This is a genomic window from Celeribacter litoreus, assembly GCF_020165855.1.
In the GTDB taxonomy this organism is placed as follows: domain Bacteria; phylum Pseudomonadota; class Alphaproteobacteria; order Rhodobacterales; family Rhodobacteraceae; genus Celeribacter; species Celeribacter litoreus.
Window position 1 is genome coordinate 1 of record NZ_JAIUFY010000004.1, and the last position, 16,469, is coordinate 16,469.

At 61.0% G+C, this 16,469-nt stretch carries 15 protein-coding genes; 11 read left to right on the forward strand and 4 right to left on the reverse strand.

Annotated features, from left to right (window positions below; genetic code table 11):
* The first annotated feature begins 347 nt into the window (after positions 1 to 347).
* The 6 genes from LA304_RS01745 (at position 348) to LA304_RS01770 (ending at position 7,323) form a co-directional block, all read left to right on the forward strand.
* Complete coding sequence (locus tag LA304_RS01745) at positions 348 to 605, forward strand: DUF4212 domain-containing protein (protein ID WP_167602563.1); 258 nt, start codon at positions 348 to 350, stop codon at positions 603 to 605.
* A 12-nt stretch (positions 606 to 617) separates the two neighbouring features.
* Positions 618 to 2,345: a sodium:solute symporter family protein gene (locus LA304_RS01750; protein ID WP_224501404.1), complete on the forward strand. Its 1,728-nt coding sequence runs from the start codon at positions 618 to 620 to the stop codon at positions 2,343 to 2,345.
* Between the two features lie 99 nt (positions 2,346 to 2,444).
* A complete protein-coding gene (locus LA304_RS01755; protein WP_224501405.1) occupies positions 2,445 to 4,262 on the forward strand; it encodes a putative nucleotidyltransferase substrate binding domain-containing protein in 1,818 nt (605 codons plus the stop codon).
* An 18-nt stretch (positions 4,263 to 4,280) separates the two neighbouring features.
* On the forward strand, positions 4,281 to 4,799 hold the full coding sequence (locus LA304_RS01760; protein ID WP_224501406.1) for a hypothetical protein: 519 nt from the start codon (positions 4,281 to 4,283) through the stop codon (positions 4,797 to 4,799).
* An 18-nt stretch (positions 4,800 to 4,817) separates the two neighbouring features.
* Positions 4,818 to 5,207: a response regulator transcription factor gene (locus LA304_RS01765; RefSeq protein WP_224501407.1), complete on the forward strand. Its 390-nt coding sequence runs from the start codon at positions 4,818 to 4,820 to the stop codon at positions 5,205 to 5,207.
* Entirely contained in the window at positions 5,197 to 7,323 is a 2,127-nt protein-coding gene (locus LA304_RS01770; protein WP_224501408.1) for a 3'-5' exonuclease, read from the forward strand. The genes LA304_RS01765 and LA304_RS01770 overlap by 11 nt, the downstream gene beginning before the upstream one ends.
* Here LA304_RS01770 and LA304_RS01775 read toward each other — a convergent pair.
* Positions 7,315 to 7,920, reverse strand: a complete 606-nt coding sequence (locus LA304_RS01775) for an NUDIX hydrolase (RefSeq protein ID WP_224501409.1) — start codon at positions 7,918 to 7,920, stop codon at positions 7,315 to 7,317. The genes LA304_RS01770 and LA304_RS01775 overlap by 9 nt on opposite strands.
* Before the next feature lie 47 nt (positions 7,921 to 7,967).
* On the reverse strand, positions 7,968 to 10,406 hold the full coding sequence (locus LA304_RS01780; RefSeq protein WP_224501410.1) for a heavy metal translocating P-type ATPase: 2,439 nt from the start codon (positions 10,404 to 10,406) through the stop codon (positions 7,968 to 7,970).
* Positions 10,407 to 10,517: 111 nt separating this feature from the next.
* On the opposite strand from LA304_RS01780, the gene LA304_RS01785 reads away from it, so the two are divergent.
* The 3 genes from LA304_RS01785 to LA304_RS01795 all read left to right on the forward strand — a co-directional run bounded on the left by LA304_RS01785 (position 10,518) and on the right by LA304_RS01795 (position 12,441).
* Entirely contained in the window at positions 10,518 to 10,718 is a 201-nt protein-coding gene (locus LA304_RS01785; RefSeq protein ID WP_224501411.1) for a heavy-metal-associated domain-containing protein, read from the forward strand.
* A 77-nt stretch (positions 10,719 to 10,795) separates the two neighbouring features.
* Positions 10,796 to 11,449 (forward strand): 2-dehydro-3-deoxygalactonokinase, encoded by a 654-nt coding sequence (locus tag LA304_RS01790; protein WP_224501412.1) that lies wholly within the window; start codon positions 10,796 to 10,798, stop codon positions 11,447 to 11,449.
* The gene (locus LA304_RS01795) at positions 11,446 to 12,441 is read left to right on the forward strand and encodes an aldose epimerase family protein (RefSeq protein WP_224501413.1); all 996 of its coding nucleotides are present in this window, start codon (positions 11,446 to 11,448) and stop codon (positions 12,439 to 12,441) included. The genes LA304_RS01790 and LA304_RS01795 overlap by 4 nt, the downstream gene beginning before the upstream one ends.
* 3 nt (positions 12,442 to 12,444) lie before the next feature.
* Here the strand turns inward: LA304_RS01795 and LA304_RS01800 are convergent, their stop codons facing one another.
* Entirely contained in the window at positions 12,445 to 13,680 is a 1,236-nt protein-coding gene (locus tag LA304_RS01800) for a urate hydroxylase PuuD (RefSeq protein WP_224501414.1), read from the reverse strand.
* A gap of 1 nt (position 13,681) precedes the next feature.
* Complete coding sequence (gene uraH, locus LA304_RS01805) at positions 13,682 to 14,041, reverse strand: hydroxyisourate hydrolase (protein ID WP_224501415.1); 360 nt, start codon at positions 14,039 to 14,041, stop codon at positions 13,682 to 13,684.
* Positions 14,042 to 14,193: 152 nt separating this feature from the next.
* Here uraH and puuE point away from each other — a divergent pair, with 152 nt between their 5' ends.
* On the forward strand, positions 14,194 to 15,621 hold the full coding sequence (puuE, locus tag LA304_RS01810; RefSeq protein WP_224501416.1) for an allantoinase PuuE: 1,428 nt from the start codon (positions 14,194 to 14,196) through the stop codon (positions 15,619 to 15,621).
* A gap of 13 nt (positions 15,622 to 15,634) precedes the next feature.
* On the forward strand, positions 15,635 to 16,465 hold the full coding sequence (locus LA304_RS01815) for a bifunctional allantoicase/(S)-ureidoglycine aminohydrolase (protein ID WP_224501417.1): 831 nt from the start codon (positions 15,635 to 15,637) through the stop codon (positions 16,463 to 16,465).
* Positions 16,466 to 16,469 lie beyond the last annotated feature (4 nt).

The following is a 16,469-nucleotide window of genomic DNA, read 5'->3' on the forward strand; positions in this document are numbered from 1 at the left end:
TGGGCCCCGGGCCTGCCGAAAACACGCTCCGGCAAAATCATGCGCCGCATCCTCCGCAAAATCGCGGAAAACGACACAGGCTCCCTCGGCGACACATCAACCCTCGCAGAACCAGCCGTCGTCGACGAACTCATCGCAAATTCGCTGTACCAGAAATCGGCCTAAACGCCGCATCAGGATAGCAAACGTCGTCCCGTACGCGGGGCGGCGAAGACCCAAAAGGCCCATCAAGGGCTGTGGGAAGGGAAGCGGCCCCGGCGAGGAGGCGGGGGACGCAATTTCAAGGATCTTCGGGACCATCCGGATTAGCCGGACTGAAGATCGGGGACAAAATGGGAGGACCCGCAATGGCGGAAAATTCTGAGAACAATGCATACTGGTCCGCAAACAAGCGGATTATCGGTATTTCGCTGGTGATTTGGTTCATCTGCTCTTTCGGCTTTGGCATTCTGCTTCGCCCGATGCTCGCCGGCATCAAAATCGGTGGAACGGATCTTGGCTTCTGGTTTGCCCAGCAAGGCTCGATCCTCGTATTCCTCGTCCTCATTTTCACCTACGCGGCGAAAATGAACAAACTCGACAAACAGCACGGCGTCGACGAGTAAGGAGCGCACAGAATGGATCAGTTTACCCTCAACCTTATCGTTGTGGGCGCGACTTTTGCGCTCTACATCGGTATCGCGATCTGGGCCCGTGCGGGTTCCACATCTGAATTCTACGCTGCAGGTCGCGGCGTTCACCCTGTCGTCAACGGCATGGCCACCGGCGCGGACTGGATGTCTGCTGCATCGTTCATCTCGATGGCCGGTATCATCTCGTTCGGCGGCTACAACACCTCTGCCTACCTGATGGGCTGGACCGGTGGTTACGTGCTTCTCGCCATGCTTATCGCACCTTACCTGCGTAAGTTCGGCAAGTTCACTGTGCCGGAATTCATCGGCGACCGCTTCTACAGCCAGACTGCCCGTACCGTGGCCGTTATCTGTCTGATCACCGCATCGCTCACCTACGTGATTGGGCAGATGACCGGTGTTGGCGTGGCGTTCTCCCGCTTCCTCGAAGTGGACAACACAACCGGCCTTCTTATCGGTGCGGCCATCGTGTTCTTCTACGCTGTTATCGGCGGCATGAAGGGCATCACCTACACGCAGGTTGCCCAGTACGTCGTTCTGATCACCGCCTACACCATTCCGGCGATCTTCATCTCCTTCAACCTGACCGGCAACCCGATCCCGCCGCTCGGTCTGTTTGCAGATGCGAAATCCACCGGTCTGCCGATCCTCGAGACCCTCAACGGAATGCTCGAAGATCTGGGCTTTGCAGAATACACCCGTCAGACGGACACCACGCTGAACATGTTCCTGTTCACCGTCTCCCTGATGATCGGTACTGCAGGTCTGCCGCACGTGATCGTGCGCTTCTTCACCGTGCCGACCGTGGCTGACGCCCGTTCGTCCGCAGGTTGGGCGCTCGTGTTCATCGCGCTTCTCTACCTCACCGCTCCGGCTGTGGGTGCGATGGCCCGCGTGAACCTGATCGACACGGTTTACCCGAATGGCACCACCGAAGCACCGCTCGCCTATGAGCAGCGCCCGGATTGGGTCAGCAACTGGGAGCAAACCGGTCTTCTCAGCTTTGACGACAAAAACGGCGACGGCCTCATCCAGTACGTCGGCGACGGCGAAGCCAACGAACTGACCGTGAACCGCGACATCATCACGCTCGCAAACCCGGAAATCGCCAACCTGCCGGGTTGGGTGATCGCTCTGGTCGCTGCTGGTGGTCTTGCTGCTGCACTCTCCACCGCGGCTGGTCTCTTGATGGCGATCTCGTCCGCTGTGTCTCACGACCTCATCAAGTCGCAGATCAACCCGTCCATCTCGGAAAAAGGCGAACTGATGTCCGCTCGTGTTTCCATGGCCGTGGCGATCGTGATTGCGACCTACCTTGGTCTGAACCCTCCGGGCTTTGCTGCTCAAACCGTGGCGCTCGCCTTCGGTCTGGCTGCATCTTCCATCTTCCCGGCTCTGCTGATGGGCATCTTCTCGAAGCGCATCAACAACAAAGGCGCTGTGGCAGGTATGATTGCAGGTCTCTCCGTGACCCTGATCTACATCTTCCTGCACAAGGGTTGGTTCTTCATCCCGGGCACGAACAGCTTCTCCGACTCCGATCCGCTGCTGCTGTCGATCAAATCGACCTCCTTCGGTTCCCTCGGTGCTCTGGTGAACTTCGTTGTGGCCTACGTCGTCTCCAACGCGACCGAAGAGCCGCCGGTCGAAATCCAGGAACTGGTCGAAAGCGTCCGCATCCCGCGCGGTGCTGGCGAGGCCGTGGACCACTAAATCAGGTTTCGGGCTGGCTTCACGGCCAGCCCCTCACCATAATACGCGCGGGAGCTTTCAGTGAGCTTCCGCGTTTTTTAATTCATGTTCGGACCTGACATGCGCAAGACCCAAAAGATTATCGACTTTTTGCAAACCACGCATCCGTATGATGTTTTGCCAAAAGACGAGCTTGAAGCCCTCGCGAACTCATTCTCGCGCAAGGAATTCAAGGAGGGCGACGTGGTCTATGCCCACGGTGAGTTGCTCGAAGGTCTCTACCTGATCAAGGCCGGCGCCGTGGAAATCACCGACGCCAACGGGGCGCAGGTCTCTCTGCTCCAGAAATCGAACCACTTCGGCGAACGCGGCCTCCTGCGCGACGGGATTGCGGCCACGACGGCAACGGCAGCCTCCGCCTGCACGCTCCTGATGCTCCCGCCCGCGGACTTCAAACACGAAGTCGAGGCCAACCCCGCCTTCGCCCGTTACTTCAACCGTGGTCAAGCCCGTCCAAAAGCTGCCTCCGGTCTCATGACGCAACACGTCTCCGACCTCATGGCCAACGCCCCAGTGACCTGCACCGCGAACACAACCATCGCGGATTGCGCCAAACTCATGCGCGCGGAAAAAATCTCCTCGGTGGCCGTGCTTGAAGGCGACCAAATCAAGGGCCTCGTGACCGTGCGCGACATGACGAACAAGGTGCTCGCCGAAGGCCGCGACAGCGCCCTGCCCGTCTCCGAGATCATGGTGAACAATCCCATTAGCGTTTCCCCCGGCGCGCTCGGCACGGACGTCATCCACATCATGCTCGAAAACCGGATCGGCCACTTGCCCGTGGTTGAGGGTGGCAAACTCGTCGGCATGATCACCCAGACCGACATCACGCGGTTCTTCGGCTCGTCCCAGACGCAGATGGTCTTCGATCTCACAAAAGCCCAAACCATTCGGGAAATGGCGGCCGTCACCGAACGCTTGCCGCAGTTCCTGATGCAGCTCGTGGGCTCCCACCTCGCGCATGATGTCGTGACACGCAAAATCACCGACGTGGCCGACCTCGTCACCCGTCGCCTGCTCAAAATGGGTGAAGAAGAATTCGGTCCCGCGCCCGTCCCCTACCTCTGGGCCGCCTGTGGCTCTCAGGGCCGCCGCGAACAAACGGGCGTGTCGGATCAGGATAACTGCCTGATCATCGACAATGCCGCGACCAACGCAGATATGTCCTACTTCCGCAAACTCGCGCGCTTTGTCTGCGACGGCCTCGACTCCTGTGGCTACGTCTATTGCCCCGGTGAGATGATGGCCATGACTGACCGCTGGTGCCAACCGCTCAAGGTCTGGGAAGGCTACTTTGACGGCTGGATCAACAAACCGGACGGAGAGGCGCAAATGCTCGCCTCCGTCATGTTCGACCTGCGCCCCATCGCGGGCGATGAGCGCCTCTTCACCCCGCTTCAGGAAAAGGCCCTGAACGCGGCACAGAAGAACTCCATCTTCCTCGCGTTCATGATCTCCAACTCGCTTGGACACACGCCGCCGCTCGGCCTCCTGCGCGGGTTCGCGACGATCAAATCCGGCGAACATCGCAACCAACTCGACATGAAGCACAACGGCGTTGTGCCCATCGTCGATCTGGGTCGCGTCTATGCACTCAAAGGCGGGCTCGCCGCCGTGAACACGCGCGCGCGGATCGATGCCGCGATTGAGACCGGCGTTGTGTCGGAGAACGGCGGCAAAGACCTCTTGGCGGCCTATGACACGATTGCCTCCGCCCGTCTCGAACATCAGGCGGCCCAAGTCCGCGACGGCCAAAAACCCGATAACTTCCTGAGCCCCTCGGCCATCCCCGCATTTGAACGCTCTCACCTGCGCGATGCCTTCGTCATCGTCCGCACCATGCAATCCTCGCTCGGCTCATCCGCCGCGCGCACATAACAGAAGGGTTCAATCCCCATGCTTCTCGAATTCATCGCCACAATCTCCGCAGGTGTCGGTGCCGCCGGTATCATTCTCGGCCTGCAGAAAGTGACGAAAAGCAATTTCCCGAAATGGCTCATGCCGTCTTGTGCGGGCGTTGCGATGCTCGCCTTTTCTGTCTGGTCCGACTACTCGTGGGCCTCGCGCGCCGAGCAGAACCTTGGCACCGATCCGGTCGTAGCCGTGACCATCGACAAACGTCAGGTCTGGCGCCCTTGGACCTTTATCGTGCCGGTCACGACCCGCTTTATCGCGCTCGAACGCGACGGGGCAGAGATCAAGGGCGAGACAGTCGTCACCGAGATGTACCTCGCCTCGCGCCGCGAACAGAGCGCCATCGTGCCCGTCGCGTTTGACTGCCATGAACTCCAACGCGCGGAGGCAACCGGCCTCCCCGAAGGTGCTTGGACAGAGGACGATCTGGCCACGCTCGCATGGATCGACGTAGAAGAGGACGACCCGACCCTGCGCACGGCCTGCGGGATGCTACGCTAAACGGAATGGAGGAGGCTCATGGAGGAGCGGCCAACGATCATTCTTGTCGAAGACGAGGACAACATCGCGATTGCCATCGAAATTCTGATGGAACGCGCGGGCTATGACGTCGTGCATGTGAGAGACGGGGCGCAGGCCCTTCCGAACATCCGCGCGCAGTCCCCCGCGCTCGTCATTCTCGACGTCACGCTGCCGGGGCTCTCGGGATACGAAATTTGCCAACAGATGCGGCTCGACCCTGCGCTCGTGGATATTCCGGTGCTCATCATGTCCGCCCGCGCGTCAGAGCCGGAGCGGCGCAAAGGCCTCGCCATGGGCGCTGATCTGTTCCTGACCAAGCCGTTCTCGATGGACGAGATGCGCGCCTCCGTCACCCGCCTGATCGAAGGAGGCCGTCATGAAAATTGAGAACTGGTCACTTCGCCTTCGGGTCTTCTTGTTTTTCGCCTTTCTGGCCTCCGCCGCGATTGCAGCGGTCGTGGCTGGCCTCACACTCGGGTTCAGCCGTTTGGATGTGCCGGAGGCACGGGACGGGTTCATTTTCGCCGGCACCATCGCGAGCTTTGTCATCCTCGGCGTCGTCGCGTGGATTTGGCTCCTCTTTGACGACAATGTCGCCAAACCGATCCAGCGTCTCGCCGGTGGCATGTTGGCCCGCGCCCATGCAGACGTCGATGAGGCCATTGACGCGAAAACCGCGCGCTATCTCGGTGATCTGGCCCCCGCCGCCCGCGCCGTGACCGCGAACCTCGCGGCAACGCGCAACAAACTCGCCGAAACCATCGCGCAGGAAACCACGCGATTGGTTGAGGAGAAGGAAAAGCTCGCCGCTCTCTCCGCAGAGATGCCGCTGGGCGTCGTGATGCTCTCCGGCCTGCACAAAATGGCCTTCTACAATGGCGCAGCGGCGGAACTTCTCTCGACCGATCACGCGCCTGGCCTCGATCATTCCATCTTCGACTTCCTCCGCGCGCGCCCCATCATTTCCGCCTACGAACGCCTCTGTAATGGCGAAGGCGGGGACGGCCATGTCCTCTCTCTCATGGTCGCGACGGTCCACGGCGGGCAAATTCTCTCCGCCCGAATGCGCCTCATGCACGCGCCGAGCGAAGGCGATCTGAGCCCGTCCTATGTCCTCACCCTCGACGACGTGACCGCTGATCTCGCCGTCCAAGGCGACCGTGAGAAATTGCTCGCAACGCTCTTCACCCGCCTGCGCCCCTCGATTGCGTCCCTGCAAACCACTCTCGCCGCCCGTGCAGTGCATCCGAGCCTGCAACAAGACGCACGCCTCGACGCCGCCCTCGCCGACGAGATGGGCAAGCTCACCGACACCGTCGAAGAACTCCACGGCGCGTTTGAGGCCGCCAAAGCCGACTGGTGGCCCATGGCCCCCGTCCGCAGCACCGAACTCAGCGACGCCCTCGCCGCGCAACTGGCAGAAGACAACATCACCATCGCCGCCGATTCCGCAGAACTCATGGAATTGACCGTCGACGCGGTGCAGATCATCACCCTCCTGCGCCACGTCGCCCGCGAACTCACGCGAATTGGCGCGCGCGCTCTCTCGTTCCTCGTCTCCCGCGACGAAACCGGCGGTGCGATGCTCGCGCTCGGTTGGACCGGCGATCCGTTGTCTGTCGATCTGCTCGAAACGTGGTTCCAAGACCCGCTCGACGTCGGCCTCGCGGACATGACCGGACGCGATATCCTCACCATCCATGGCACAGACGCGTGGCCCGAATTCGGGCGCGCCTCGCGCAGTGTCCTGAAGCTCCCGATCCGAAAAGCCCGCCGCCTCCGCCGCACCTATGGCGACGGACGCCGCGCTGTGACCTATGACTTCGACCTCCTGTCCCGTCAGCCGTCGAAAGAACTCATGGAAACGCCGCTCTCGGAACTGTCCTACGTGGTCTTCGACACGGAAACGACCGGCCTCCTGCCATCTCACGGCGACGAGATTTGCCAAGTCGCCGCCCTCCGCGTCGTCAACGGTCGGATCGTGGACACCGAAACGCTCGACGAACTCGTCGATCCCTGCCGCCCCATTCCCGCCTCTTCGACCGCCGTGCACCACATCACCAACGAGATGGTCAAAGGCAAACCGAAGATCGACGTGATCGGGCGCAAGCTTCATAGTTTTGCCCGTGGATCTGTGCTCGTTGCACATAATGCGCCATTTGACCTCGAATTCCTGCGCAGACATGAGGTCGACATCGGAGAGAAATTCACCCATCCAGTGCTCGACACGGTGCTTCTGTCCGCCATCGTCTTTGGTCAGTCAGAGGAACATACGCTCGATGCGATCTCCGCACGGCTTGGCGTCAAAATCCCGCCAGAGGCCCGTCACACGGCGATGGGAGACACGATTGCGACGGCGCAGGTCTTCATCAAAATGATGCGCATGGCGGAAGAACGCGGGATCGTCACTTTCGGCGAGGCTTTGACAGAAATGCGCAAGCACAAACGCCTGCTCCAAGATGCCAACGAGCAGCAGATGCAAAAAGCCACTGCATCAAAATAGAGCGCGCATTTTGCCCGTTTCACCCTTGTGATCAAAAAAGGGAACATGCTCCAGAGGACCGCCGCGCGTCAGCGCGGCCTCCACTTCCGCGAGGACAACACGCGTCACGAAAGGTAAATCAAAGCTCCGCGCGCCTTCGAGGGTGACCCACTGCAAATGGGACAACTCATCCTCTGCTCGCGAGAAATCATTCAGATCGCCTGCAATCTCGTCCGCACCGACGAGGAAGAACCGCGCATCAAACCGGCGCGGGCGTCCCGGCGGAGTGATCGCGCGGAATATGAACTGCATCGCACCAACGGATGGCAGGACCAGTCCCGTCTCTTCGCGCAACTCACGCAGCGCCGCATGTGGCAGCGCCCGCACCAAATCCGCATCGCATTCTTTGGACAAACGCCGCGCACAATCGGGAGAGAGCGCCCCCGGAAGGTCCGCGCCAAAATCCTCTTGGTCCACCGCCCCGCCCGGAAAGACAAACTTACCCGGCATAAACACCGCTTTGCGTCCGCGCTGCCCCATCAGGACACGTGGTTCAGCGTCGTCATTGCGCAATAGGATCACTGTCGCCGCATCGCGGATCGGAACGTCTTTTTCCATGGCGTCACTCTAGCGCGGGGAAATAGGTCGGGAAAGCCCTGCCGCCCTCACAGCGCACGCTTTACCCGACGCAGGCGAAGCGCATTCGACACCACGAACACGGACGACATCGCCATCGCGCCAGCACCGAGCATCGGAGACAGCGTAATCCCGAACGCCGGATAAAGCACACCCGCCGCCACAGGGATCAGGGCCGCATTATAGGCAAAGGCCCAGAACAGGTTCTGACGGATATTTCCCATTGTTTTCCGACTGATATCACAGGCGGTCACGACCCCTGCCGGATCACCTTTGGTGAGCACAACATCCGCCGCCTCAATGGCGACATCAGTCCCCGTGCCCATCGCGATCCCGACATCAGCCGCCGCCAGCGCAGGCGCGTCGTTGATTCCGTCGCCAACAAAGCCGACGTTTCCGAACTGCTCCCGCAGCGTCTCGACGATCTTCGCTTTGCCCTTTGGCAGCACCTCTGCCTCGACATGATCGACGCCCAACTGTGCAGCCACACTGCGCGCCGCGCGCTCTGTGTCGCCGGAGACCATCGCGATCTTGATCCCGCGCGCATGAAGCGCCTCAACCGCCGCCCGTGCCGTCGGGCGTAGCGGATCAGAGACGCCAATGACCATCACAGGCGCACCGTCACGGGCCACGAGGACAGGGGTTTTCCCCTGATCAGCGAGGGCCGCGAGAGGAGCTTCAAACGCCGCTGTATCAATCTTTTCCCGCGTCATGAGGCGCATATTGCCAATGTGGAGCGCAGCGCCCTCCACGTCAGCCTTGAGCCCATGCCCCGCAATCGCGCGCGCTTTGCCAACCTCGGGAAGCATAAGTCCGCGATCCTTCGCAGCACGTTCGAGCGCGCGGGCAATCGGGTGTTCAGATTTCGCCTCGGCCGCTGCCACCATCGCAATCAGCTCGTTTTCATCACCAGAGATCGTCACAATGTCCGTCACCTCGGGGCGGCCTTCGGTGAGCGTACCGGTCTTGTCAAAGGCCAGAACCTTGACGCCTTGCAGGCCTTGGAGCGCATCTCCCTTGCGGAACAGCACGCCAAGCTCCGCCGCGCGCCCCGTCCCGACCATGATCGACGTCGGCGTGGCGAGGCCCATCGCACAGGGGCAGGCGATGATCAGAACAGCCACACCGGCCACAAGAGCATGGGCCACCTTCGGCTCCGGCCCGATGGCGAGCCAGACGCCAATCGTGAGCAGCGCGAGGCCCATCACAACCGGCACGAAATACATCGTCACCTTATCGACAAGCGACTGGATCGGCAGTTTCGCCCCTTGTGCATCCTCGACCATACGCATGATCTGGGCGAGCATCGTGTCCGCCCCGACCTTTTCCGCCACATAGGTCATCGCGCCTTCGCCGTTGACCGTACCCGCGATCAGGGGGCTGTTCGGGGCCTTGGACACAGGGATCGGCTCACCGGAAATCATCGCCTCATCGACGTGGCTCTCCCCAGAGAGCACCTTGCCATCCACCGCGATCTTTTCACCGGGGCGCAGATGCAGCACGTCGCCGACAGCAATCTCTTCGACGGGGATCTCTACAACCACACCGTCCCGCTCGACCCGCGCCGTCTTGGCCCGCAGCCCTGCAAGTTTACGAATTGCATCGCCCGTGCGGCCTTTGGCCCGCGCCTCAAGCCACCGGCCCAAAAGGATCAGTGTGACAATCACACTGGCCGCTTCGAAATAGACGTTCTGCGCGCCTTCCGGCACCGCGAGAGGCCAGAGCGTCACAAACGCCGAATAGAGAAATGCCGCCCCCGCACCCAAGGCCACAAGCGCATTCATATCCGGCCCACCACGCAAGAGCGACGGGATGCCCTTCGCAAAAAACACATGGCCCGGTCCCGCGAGCACAACAATCGACAGCGCCATTTGCGTATAGCGCCACGCCCATTCCGGCACCGTCATCATCCACCAATGGTGCAGCGGCGGGAACAGATGCCCGCCCATCTCCACGAGAAAAATCGGCAGCGTCAGCACAGCGGCGAGGAGCAATTTCCCCTTCAGCGCGCGCGCTTCGTCCTCTTTGCGATTCACAGGCGCCGCGTCGCGATCAATGCGCGGCGCGGCCTGATACCCCGCCTTCGCGACCACATCGACCAGTTGATCGACCGTGACCACACCGCTGAGAAACTTGACCGAAGCCGTTTCCGCCGCGAGGTTCACCGACGCCTCTGTCACGCCCTCCACATCCGCCAAAGCACGCTCCACCCGCCCGACACAGGACGCGCAGGTCATGCCCTGAATATCAAAGGTGATCTCTTCGGTCCGCGCGGGATAACCCGCCTTATCGAGAACCTCGACAAGCTCCTTCACATCGACCTGCTCGTCAAAACTCACATCCGCGGTTTCCGTCGCGAGGTTCACGTTGGCCTTCGTCACACCCTCCGTGCCGGACAGAGCGCGTTCAACGCGTCCGACACAAGACGCACAGGTCATGCCTTCGATGGAAAATCGTGTCGCGTTCATGGCAACGCCTCTGGAAATTCTGAGTATTCTCGTTACTTATGCCTCAGGGCCGCATCGATCAACTGCACCCGATGCACAGCCCCGTCCCAAATTTTTAGAGAAAGGTCACATATGTCCGTCTTCTCCGTTCCCGATATGAGCTGCGGCCATTGCAAAGCCACCATCACCGAAGCGCTCGAAGCCATTGATGACACAGTCGAAATCAACGCCGACATGGACGCGCGCGAGATTGACGTGTTCTCTGACGCGGGTGACGAAGCCATCCTCGCAGCCCTTTCCAAAGCTGGCTACCCCGCGACCGTGAAAAGCTAACCTTTCACGCCCCACGCCATTGCATCGCTGCGCGCGCCGCGTTTTATATGGTGCAACTGCAGCGAAAGGGGGCACTCGTGAGCGATCCAAACAAAGACAAAACGCCGCAGCCGCGCGCGCTTCCGTGCACACCTCTGCCCGATCAGGTTCGGGTAGACGGCGGGCAACTCATCCTCCCATCTCTTTCGCAAAAGCACCCGCCCACGCAGACAACCGGCGAAGAGTTCCAACTCGCCGGTCTCGTGGCCACCCAACCCAAATTCGACGGTATCCTTGTTCTCCCGAGCGATGAGAGCACGCTCTGGGCGCATGTGAGCGCAGAGGAAATCGTCTCCATGCGCCGCTTTGCGACGGGGCGCATTCTGTCCGCCTTCTTCACGACCGGCCTGCACCACGGCGACGCCGACGCGTTCAAAGACGCGCTCTCTGATGCCATGTCAAAACCGGAAACTATCGCCCTCACACTGAGCGCCCTCGACACGCAGCAATCCAACGGCAACCTCACACCCGAAGAAGCCGCCTCCCGCGCAACCGCCGCCCTCATTGGCGCGGAACTCGCGGCGAGCCGCGCCTACTGGCTCGGCCAACCTGTCATGTTGATCGGCACACCCGCCCTCTGCGCGCCCTACATTGCGGCGCTTGAGGCCCAATTCGTCCCTGTCCTCTCTGCCGACAAAGACAAACTGTTCCAAGCCGGCGTCGACGCCGCCCTCGCAAAGGCAACTGCATGACAGACATTTTCGGCAAACTCTCCGACGGACGCGCCATTCACGCGGTGACGATCACCGACGGCACCCTGAGCGCCACGATCCTCACCCTCGGCGCGATCCTGAATGACGTCCGCCTGACCGGCGTGGACCACAGCCTCACCATCGGCAGCCCCACTCTCGCCGCCTACGACAACGGACCGTTGAAACAATTCGGCGCCCTTGTCGGCCCCGTTGCGAACCGGATCGCGGGGGCAACCGCCCCGCTCGACGGCGAAACCCTGCACTTTCCCGCAAACGAAGGCACGACCTGCCTTCATAGCGGCGTCGCAGGCCTTCATTCCGAGGTTTGGGAAATTGGCGCACAGACGCCGCAGTCCGTCACCCTGACCTGCGATCTACCGGACGGCAAAGACGGCTTCCCCGGCAACCGCAGCATCACTGCCACCTTCTCGATCCGCGCGCCTGCGACGCTGCATATGGAGATCACCGCGACCACTGATCGCACGACGCTCATGAACATCGCGAACCATTCCTATTGGCGGCTCGACCCCGCCAAAACGACAGATGGCCACAAACTCCAGCTCAGCGCAAACCGCTACCTACCCGTTGATACCCGCCTGATCCCGCTTGAAATCACGCCGGTTGACGGCACCGCTTTCGACTTCCGCGACGCGCGCATCATATCCCCGAGCGACGCCCAGCGCCTCGATCACTGTTTCTGCCTCTCGGACGGCTCCGAACCGCTTCGCCCTGTTGCAACGCTTACGGGTCAGTCGGGTCTCACTCTCGAAATGTCCACGACCGAACCCGGATTGCAGGTCTTCGACGCCGCGCCGATGGGCAGCGGCGCGTTCGAAGGGCATGAAGGATGGGTGGAAACGGGCTTTTGCGGTGTGGCGCTTGAGGCCCAGCACTGGCCTGATGCACCGAACCGGCCGGAGTTCCCGTCGGTCCGTCTCGGTGCTGGCGACACCTATCACCAGCACACGAGTTGGCGGTTCTTCCGCGACTAGGCCTTAGCCTTCTTGCGCGGCGGCAAACCACGCGCGGATCGCGGCGCGGTCTTCGTCCGCGAGCGCCATATAGGTCCCCGCAGGCGGCATGGCATGGGTCACACCGGCCTGAAGCCAGATATCACGCGCATGATTGGCAACCTCATGCGGGCTTTCAAGCATCACACCTTTCGGCGGAGAGGCGAGCCCCTCCCAATACGGTTCCGCCGTATGGCACATGGAGCAGTTCGCGCTCACGATGTCATAGACCTCGTCAAACCCTTCGGCGGACGCGAATTTCTGGGCGACGGGGCCGAGTGCGGCCTCACCGTCCATATCGCGCTGGCCGTAGATGCCCAGAGTAGACAGCCACATGACCACGAGGAACAGACCCACGGTCAGACCCCAGGTCCACCACAGCATCCCGCCGCGTTTGTGCATGGTGTTGAAGAAGTGGCGGATCGTCACCCCCATCAGGAACACGAGCGCCGCGATGAGCCAGTTGTATTCCGCCGCAAACGCGAGCGGGTAGTGGTTTGACAGCATCATGAAGATGACGGGCAGCGTGAGGTAGTTGTTATGGGTGGAACGCTGCTTGGCGGTCTTGCCATACATCGGGTCCGGCGTGCGCCCTTCGCGGAGGTCTTTCACCACCACCTTCTGGTTCGGGATGATGATGAAGAACACGTTCGCGCTCATGACCGTCGCCGTGAAGGCCCCGAGGTGCAGGAACGCCGCGCGGCCCGTGAACACCTGCGTATAGCCCCACGCCATGATGACGAGGATCGCATAGAGGATAATCATGAGGGCGGTGTCGCCCTTGCCCAGCATCAGTTTGCAGATCGTGTTGTAGGCGATCCAGCCAAAGGCGAGCGAGACGATGGAGATGATGATCGCCACCGGCGTCGTGATGTCGAGCACGTTCGGATCAATCAGGTAAAGCTCCGCGCCCATGTAATAGACGACCGCCATGAGGGCCGCCCCAGAGAGCCATGTCGAATAGCTCTCCCATTTGAACCAGATGAGATCTTCCGGCATCCGCGCGGGCGCGACGAGGTATTTCTGGATGAAATAGAACCCGCCCCCATGGACCTGCCACTCCTCACCGCCGACGCCTTCGCGACGGTCGGAGGAGGGACGCAGCCCGAGATCGAGCGCGATAAAGTAGAACGACGACCCGATCCACGCGATCGCGGTCACAACATGGAGCCAGCGGAGCGCAAATTCGGCCCACTCCCAAACGATTGGCAACAAAGACATTTTAGCTCCCCCGATAGGTCGAATAGCTGAAAGGCGACAACAAAAGCGGCACGTGGTAATGGCTCTCCGGATCACTGATCCCGAACCGCAGCGGAATTTCGTCGAGGAACAGCGGCTCCGCCCCGGCCTGTCCGGTGCTGCGGAGATAATCGCCAGCGTAGAACACCAGCTCGTAAGTTCCTGTCACAAAATCACCCGCAGGCAAGATCGGCGCATCCGTGCGGCCGTCGGAATTCGTCACCGCAGTGGCAATCTTTTCCCGATCTTCACCCGTCAGGCGAAAGAGCGCGATCTGAATCCCTTCGGCGGGCAATCCTTTGGCGGTGTCGAGAACATGGGTGGTCAAAAAACCGGACGTCATAGGCGTTTTGCTCATTTTGAATGCATTTTCTCCGTCACACTGTCGGAAAGCAAAGAGGTGGACAATAAAACATTTCACCAGATTGGATACAAAATAGTATTCAATACGCTACAAGCCTACCAAATAGTCAAAAAACCAAAAGGCCCTCTAAAATGCCAAAAAATCCACCGCGTTATGTTCGAAACATGCAGGGCTACGGAGCGCACGCGCCCGATCCGCAATGGCCGGGTGGGGCAAAAGTCGCGGTTCAGTTCGTCCTCAACTACGAAGAAGGCGGCGAAAACTGCGTTCTCCACGGGGATGCGGCGTCAGAAGCCTTCCTCTCCGACATCGCGGGCGCCGCGATGTGGCAGGGCAAGCGCCACTGGAACATGGAATCAATCTACGAATACGGCGCGCGCGCAGGTTTCTGGCGTCTGCACCGCCTCTTCACCGGCGCGAATATCCCCGTGACGATCTACGGCGTGGCCACCGCACTGGCGCGTTCGCCGGAACAGGTCGCGGCGATGCAGGACGCCGGATGGGAAATCGCCTCCCACGGTCTCAAATGGGTCGAACACAAAGACATGCCCGAGGACGAAGAACGCGCCGCGATTGCGGAAGCGATCCGTCTGCACGAAGAAGTCACCGGCGAACGGCCCTACGGCTGGTATACGGGCCGCTGCTCGGAAAACACCGTCCGCCTCGTCTCCGAAGAAGGCGGCTTTGATTACGTCTCCGACACCTACGATGACGACCTGCCCTATTGGCTTGAAGTCGGAGATCGCGACCAACTGATCATCCCCTACACGCTCGAAGCCAACGACATGCGCTTCGCCACGGCACCGGGTTACATCACGGGCGAGCAGTTCTTCACCTACCTCAAAGACGCCTTTGATGTGCTCTACGCGGAAGGCTCCGAGAGCACGCCGAAGATGATGAATATCGGCCTCCATTGCCGCCTTATCGGTCGTCCCGGTAAACTCGCAGGCCTCAAAAAATTCATCGAATACATCCAAGGATTCGAAGACGTTTGGACCCCGCGCCGCATCGATATCGCCCGCCACTGGGCCGCAACCCATCCGCACAGCCGCGTCGAAAAGCCATCCGAACTCTCGCAGGACGACTACGTCGCCAAGTTCGGCAGCATCTTCGAACACAGCCCGTGGGTCGCAGAGCGCGCATGGGGTCTCGAACTTGGTCCGGCGCATGATACATGGATCGGCACCCACTCCGCCCTGTGCCGCGCCTTCCGCCGCGCGACGCCCGAGGAGAAGATGGGCGTGCTCACAGCGCACCCCGATCTCGCCGGAAAACTCGCACAGGCCAAACGCCTGACCGCAGAGAGCACCTCGGAACAGGCCTCCGCCGGTCTCGACGCCCTGACCGACGAAGAGCGCGCGACATTCGAGGCGCTGAACACCGAATATACCGAAAAATTCGGCTTCCCCTTTATCATCGCCGTAAAAGACAATACGAAAGACACCATCCTCAAGGCCTTCCACGCCCGTCTGACCAACACAGCAGACGAAGAATTCGCCACCGCATGTCGTCAGGTGGAGCGGATCGCATGGCATCGCCTCAAAGAGATGAACTTCTAAGACCGAGAGCCCAATGAGCTACGAATACACCTATTGCGCGCCGACAGGCGGATTGCCCGATCAGAACAATCACGCCCGCGAACGCGCTGTTTTCACCAATTCCTACGCCGTGATCCCTCACGGCGTGATGTCCGACATCGTCGTCAGCTACCTGCCTGGCTGGGAACGCACCCGCGCGTGGGTTCTCGCCCGACCGCTGACCGGCTTTGCCGAAACCTTCGCGCAGCTGATCGTTGAGGTCTCCCCCGGCGGCGGTGCCTCCAATCCCGAACCCGACCCGATGGCGCAATGCGTGATGTTCATCCTCGCGGGCCATGTCCGCGTGACCATCGGCGCACGCGCCTATGAGTTGGACCCGGGTGGATACGTCTACGTCGCGCCCGGTGACGACTACACCGTTCAGAACGACACCGATACGCCGGCCACCTTTGTCTGGATTCGCAAACGCTACGAACCGGCGCAGGGCATCGACATGCCAGAGAGCTTTGTCACCGCCGACCACGAAAAGCCGCCGATCGAAATGCCGAACACCTCCGGCTACTGGTCCACGTCCCGTTTCGTGGACCCGCACGACCTGCGCTACGATTTCCACGTGAACATCGTGACCTTCCTGCCCGGCGGCACCATTCCCTTTGCAGAAACGCACGTCATGGAGCACGGGCTTTATGTGCTTCAGGGCCGCGGCGTCTATCTGCTCAATCAGGACTGGGTCGAGGTCTCCGAGGGCGATTTCCTCTGGCTCCGCGCCTTCTGCCCGCAGGCCTGTTACGCCGCCGGACGCCGCCCGTTCCGCTACCTGCTCTACAAGGATGTGAACCGTCATCCGAAGCTGGAACTGGGTTAAGCCG

Coding starts and splice junctions, on each gene's coding strand:
- LA304_RS01745 (WP_167602563.1), top strand. CDS start 348: ATGGCGGAAAATTCTGAGAACAATGCATACTGGTCCGCAAACAAGCGG.
- LA304_RS01750 (WP_224501404.1), top strand. CDS start 618: ATGGATCAGTTTACCCTCAACCTTATCGTTGTGGGCGCGACTTTTGCG.
- LA304_RS01755 (WP_224501405.1), top strand. CDS start 2,445: ATGCGCAAGACCCAAAAGATTATCGACTTTTTGCAAACCACGCATCCG.
- LA304_RS01760 (WP_224501406.1), top strand. CDS start 4,281: ATGCTTCTCGAATTCATCGCCACAATCTCCGCAGGTGTCGGTGCCGCC.
- LA304_RS01765 (WP_224501407.1), top strand. CDS start 4,818: ATGGAGGAGCGGCCAACGATCATTCTTGTCGAAGACGAGGACAACATC.
- LA304_RS01770 (WP_224501408.1), top strand. CDS start 5,197: ATGAAAATTGAGAACTGGTCACTTCGCCTTCGGGTCTTCTTGTTTTTC.
- LA304_RS01775 (WP_224501409.1), bottom strand. CDS start 7,920: ATGGAAAAAGACGTTCCGATCCGCGATGCGGCGACAGTGATCCTATTG.
- LA304_RS01780 (WP_224501410.1), bottom strand. CDS start 10,406: ATGAACGCGACACGATTTTCCATCGAAGGCATGACCTGTGCGTCTTGT.
- LA304_RS01785 (WP_224501411.1), top strand. CDS start 10,518: ATGTCCGTCTTCTCCGTTCCCGATATGAGCTGCGGCCATTGCAAAGCC.
- LA304_RS01795 (WP_224501413.1), top strand. CDS start 11,446: ATGACAGACATTTTCGGCAAACTCTCCGACGGACGCGCCATTCACGCG.
- LA304_RS01800 (WP_224501414.1), bottom strand. CDS start 13,680: ATGTCTTTGTTGCCAATCGTTTGGGAGTGGGCCGAATTTGCGCTCCGC.
- uraH (WP_224501415.1), bottom strand. CDS start 14,041: ATGACGTCCGGTTTTTTGACCACCCATGTTCTCGACACCGCCAAAGGA.
- puuE (WP_224501416.1), top strand. CDS start 14,194: ATGCCAAAAAATCCACCGCGTTATGTTCGAAACATGCAGGGCTACGGA.
- LA304_RS01815 (WP_224501417.1), top strand. CDS start 15,635: ATGAGCTACGAATACACCTATTGCGCGCCGACAGGCGGATTGCCCGAT.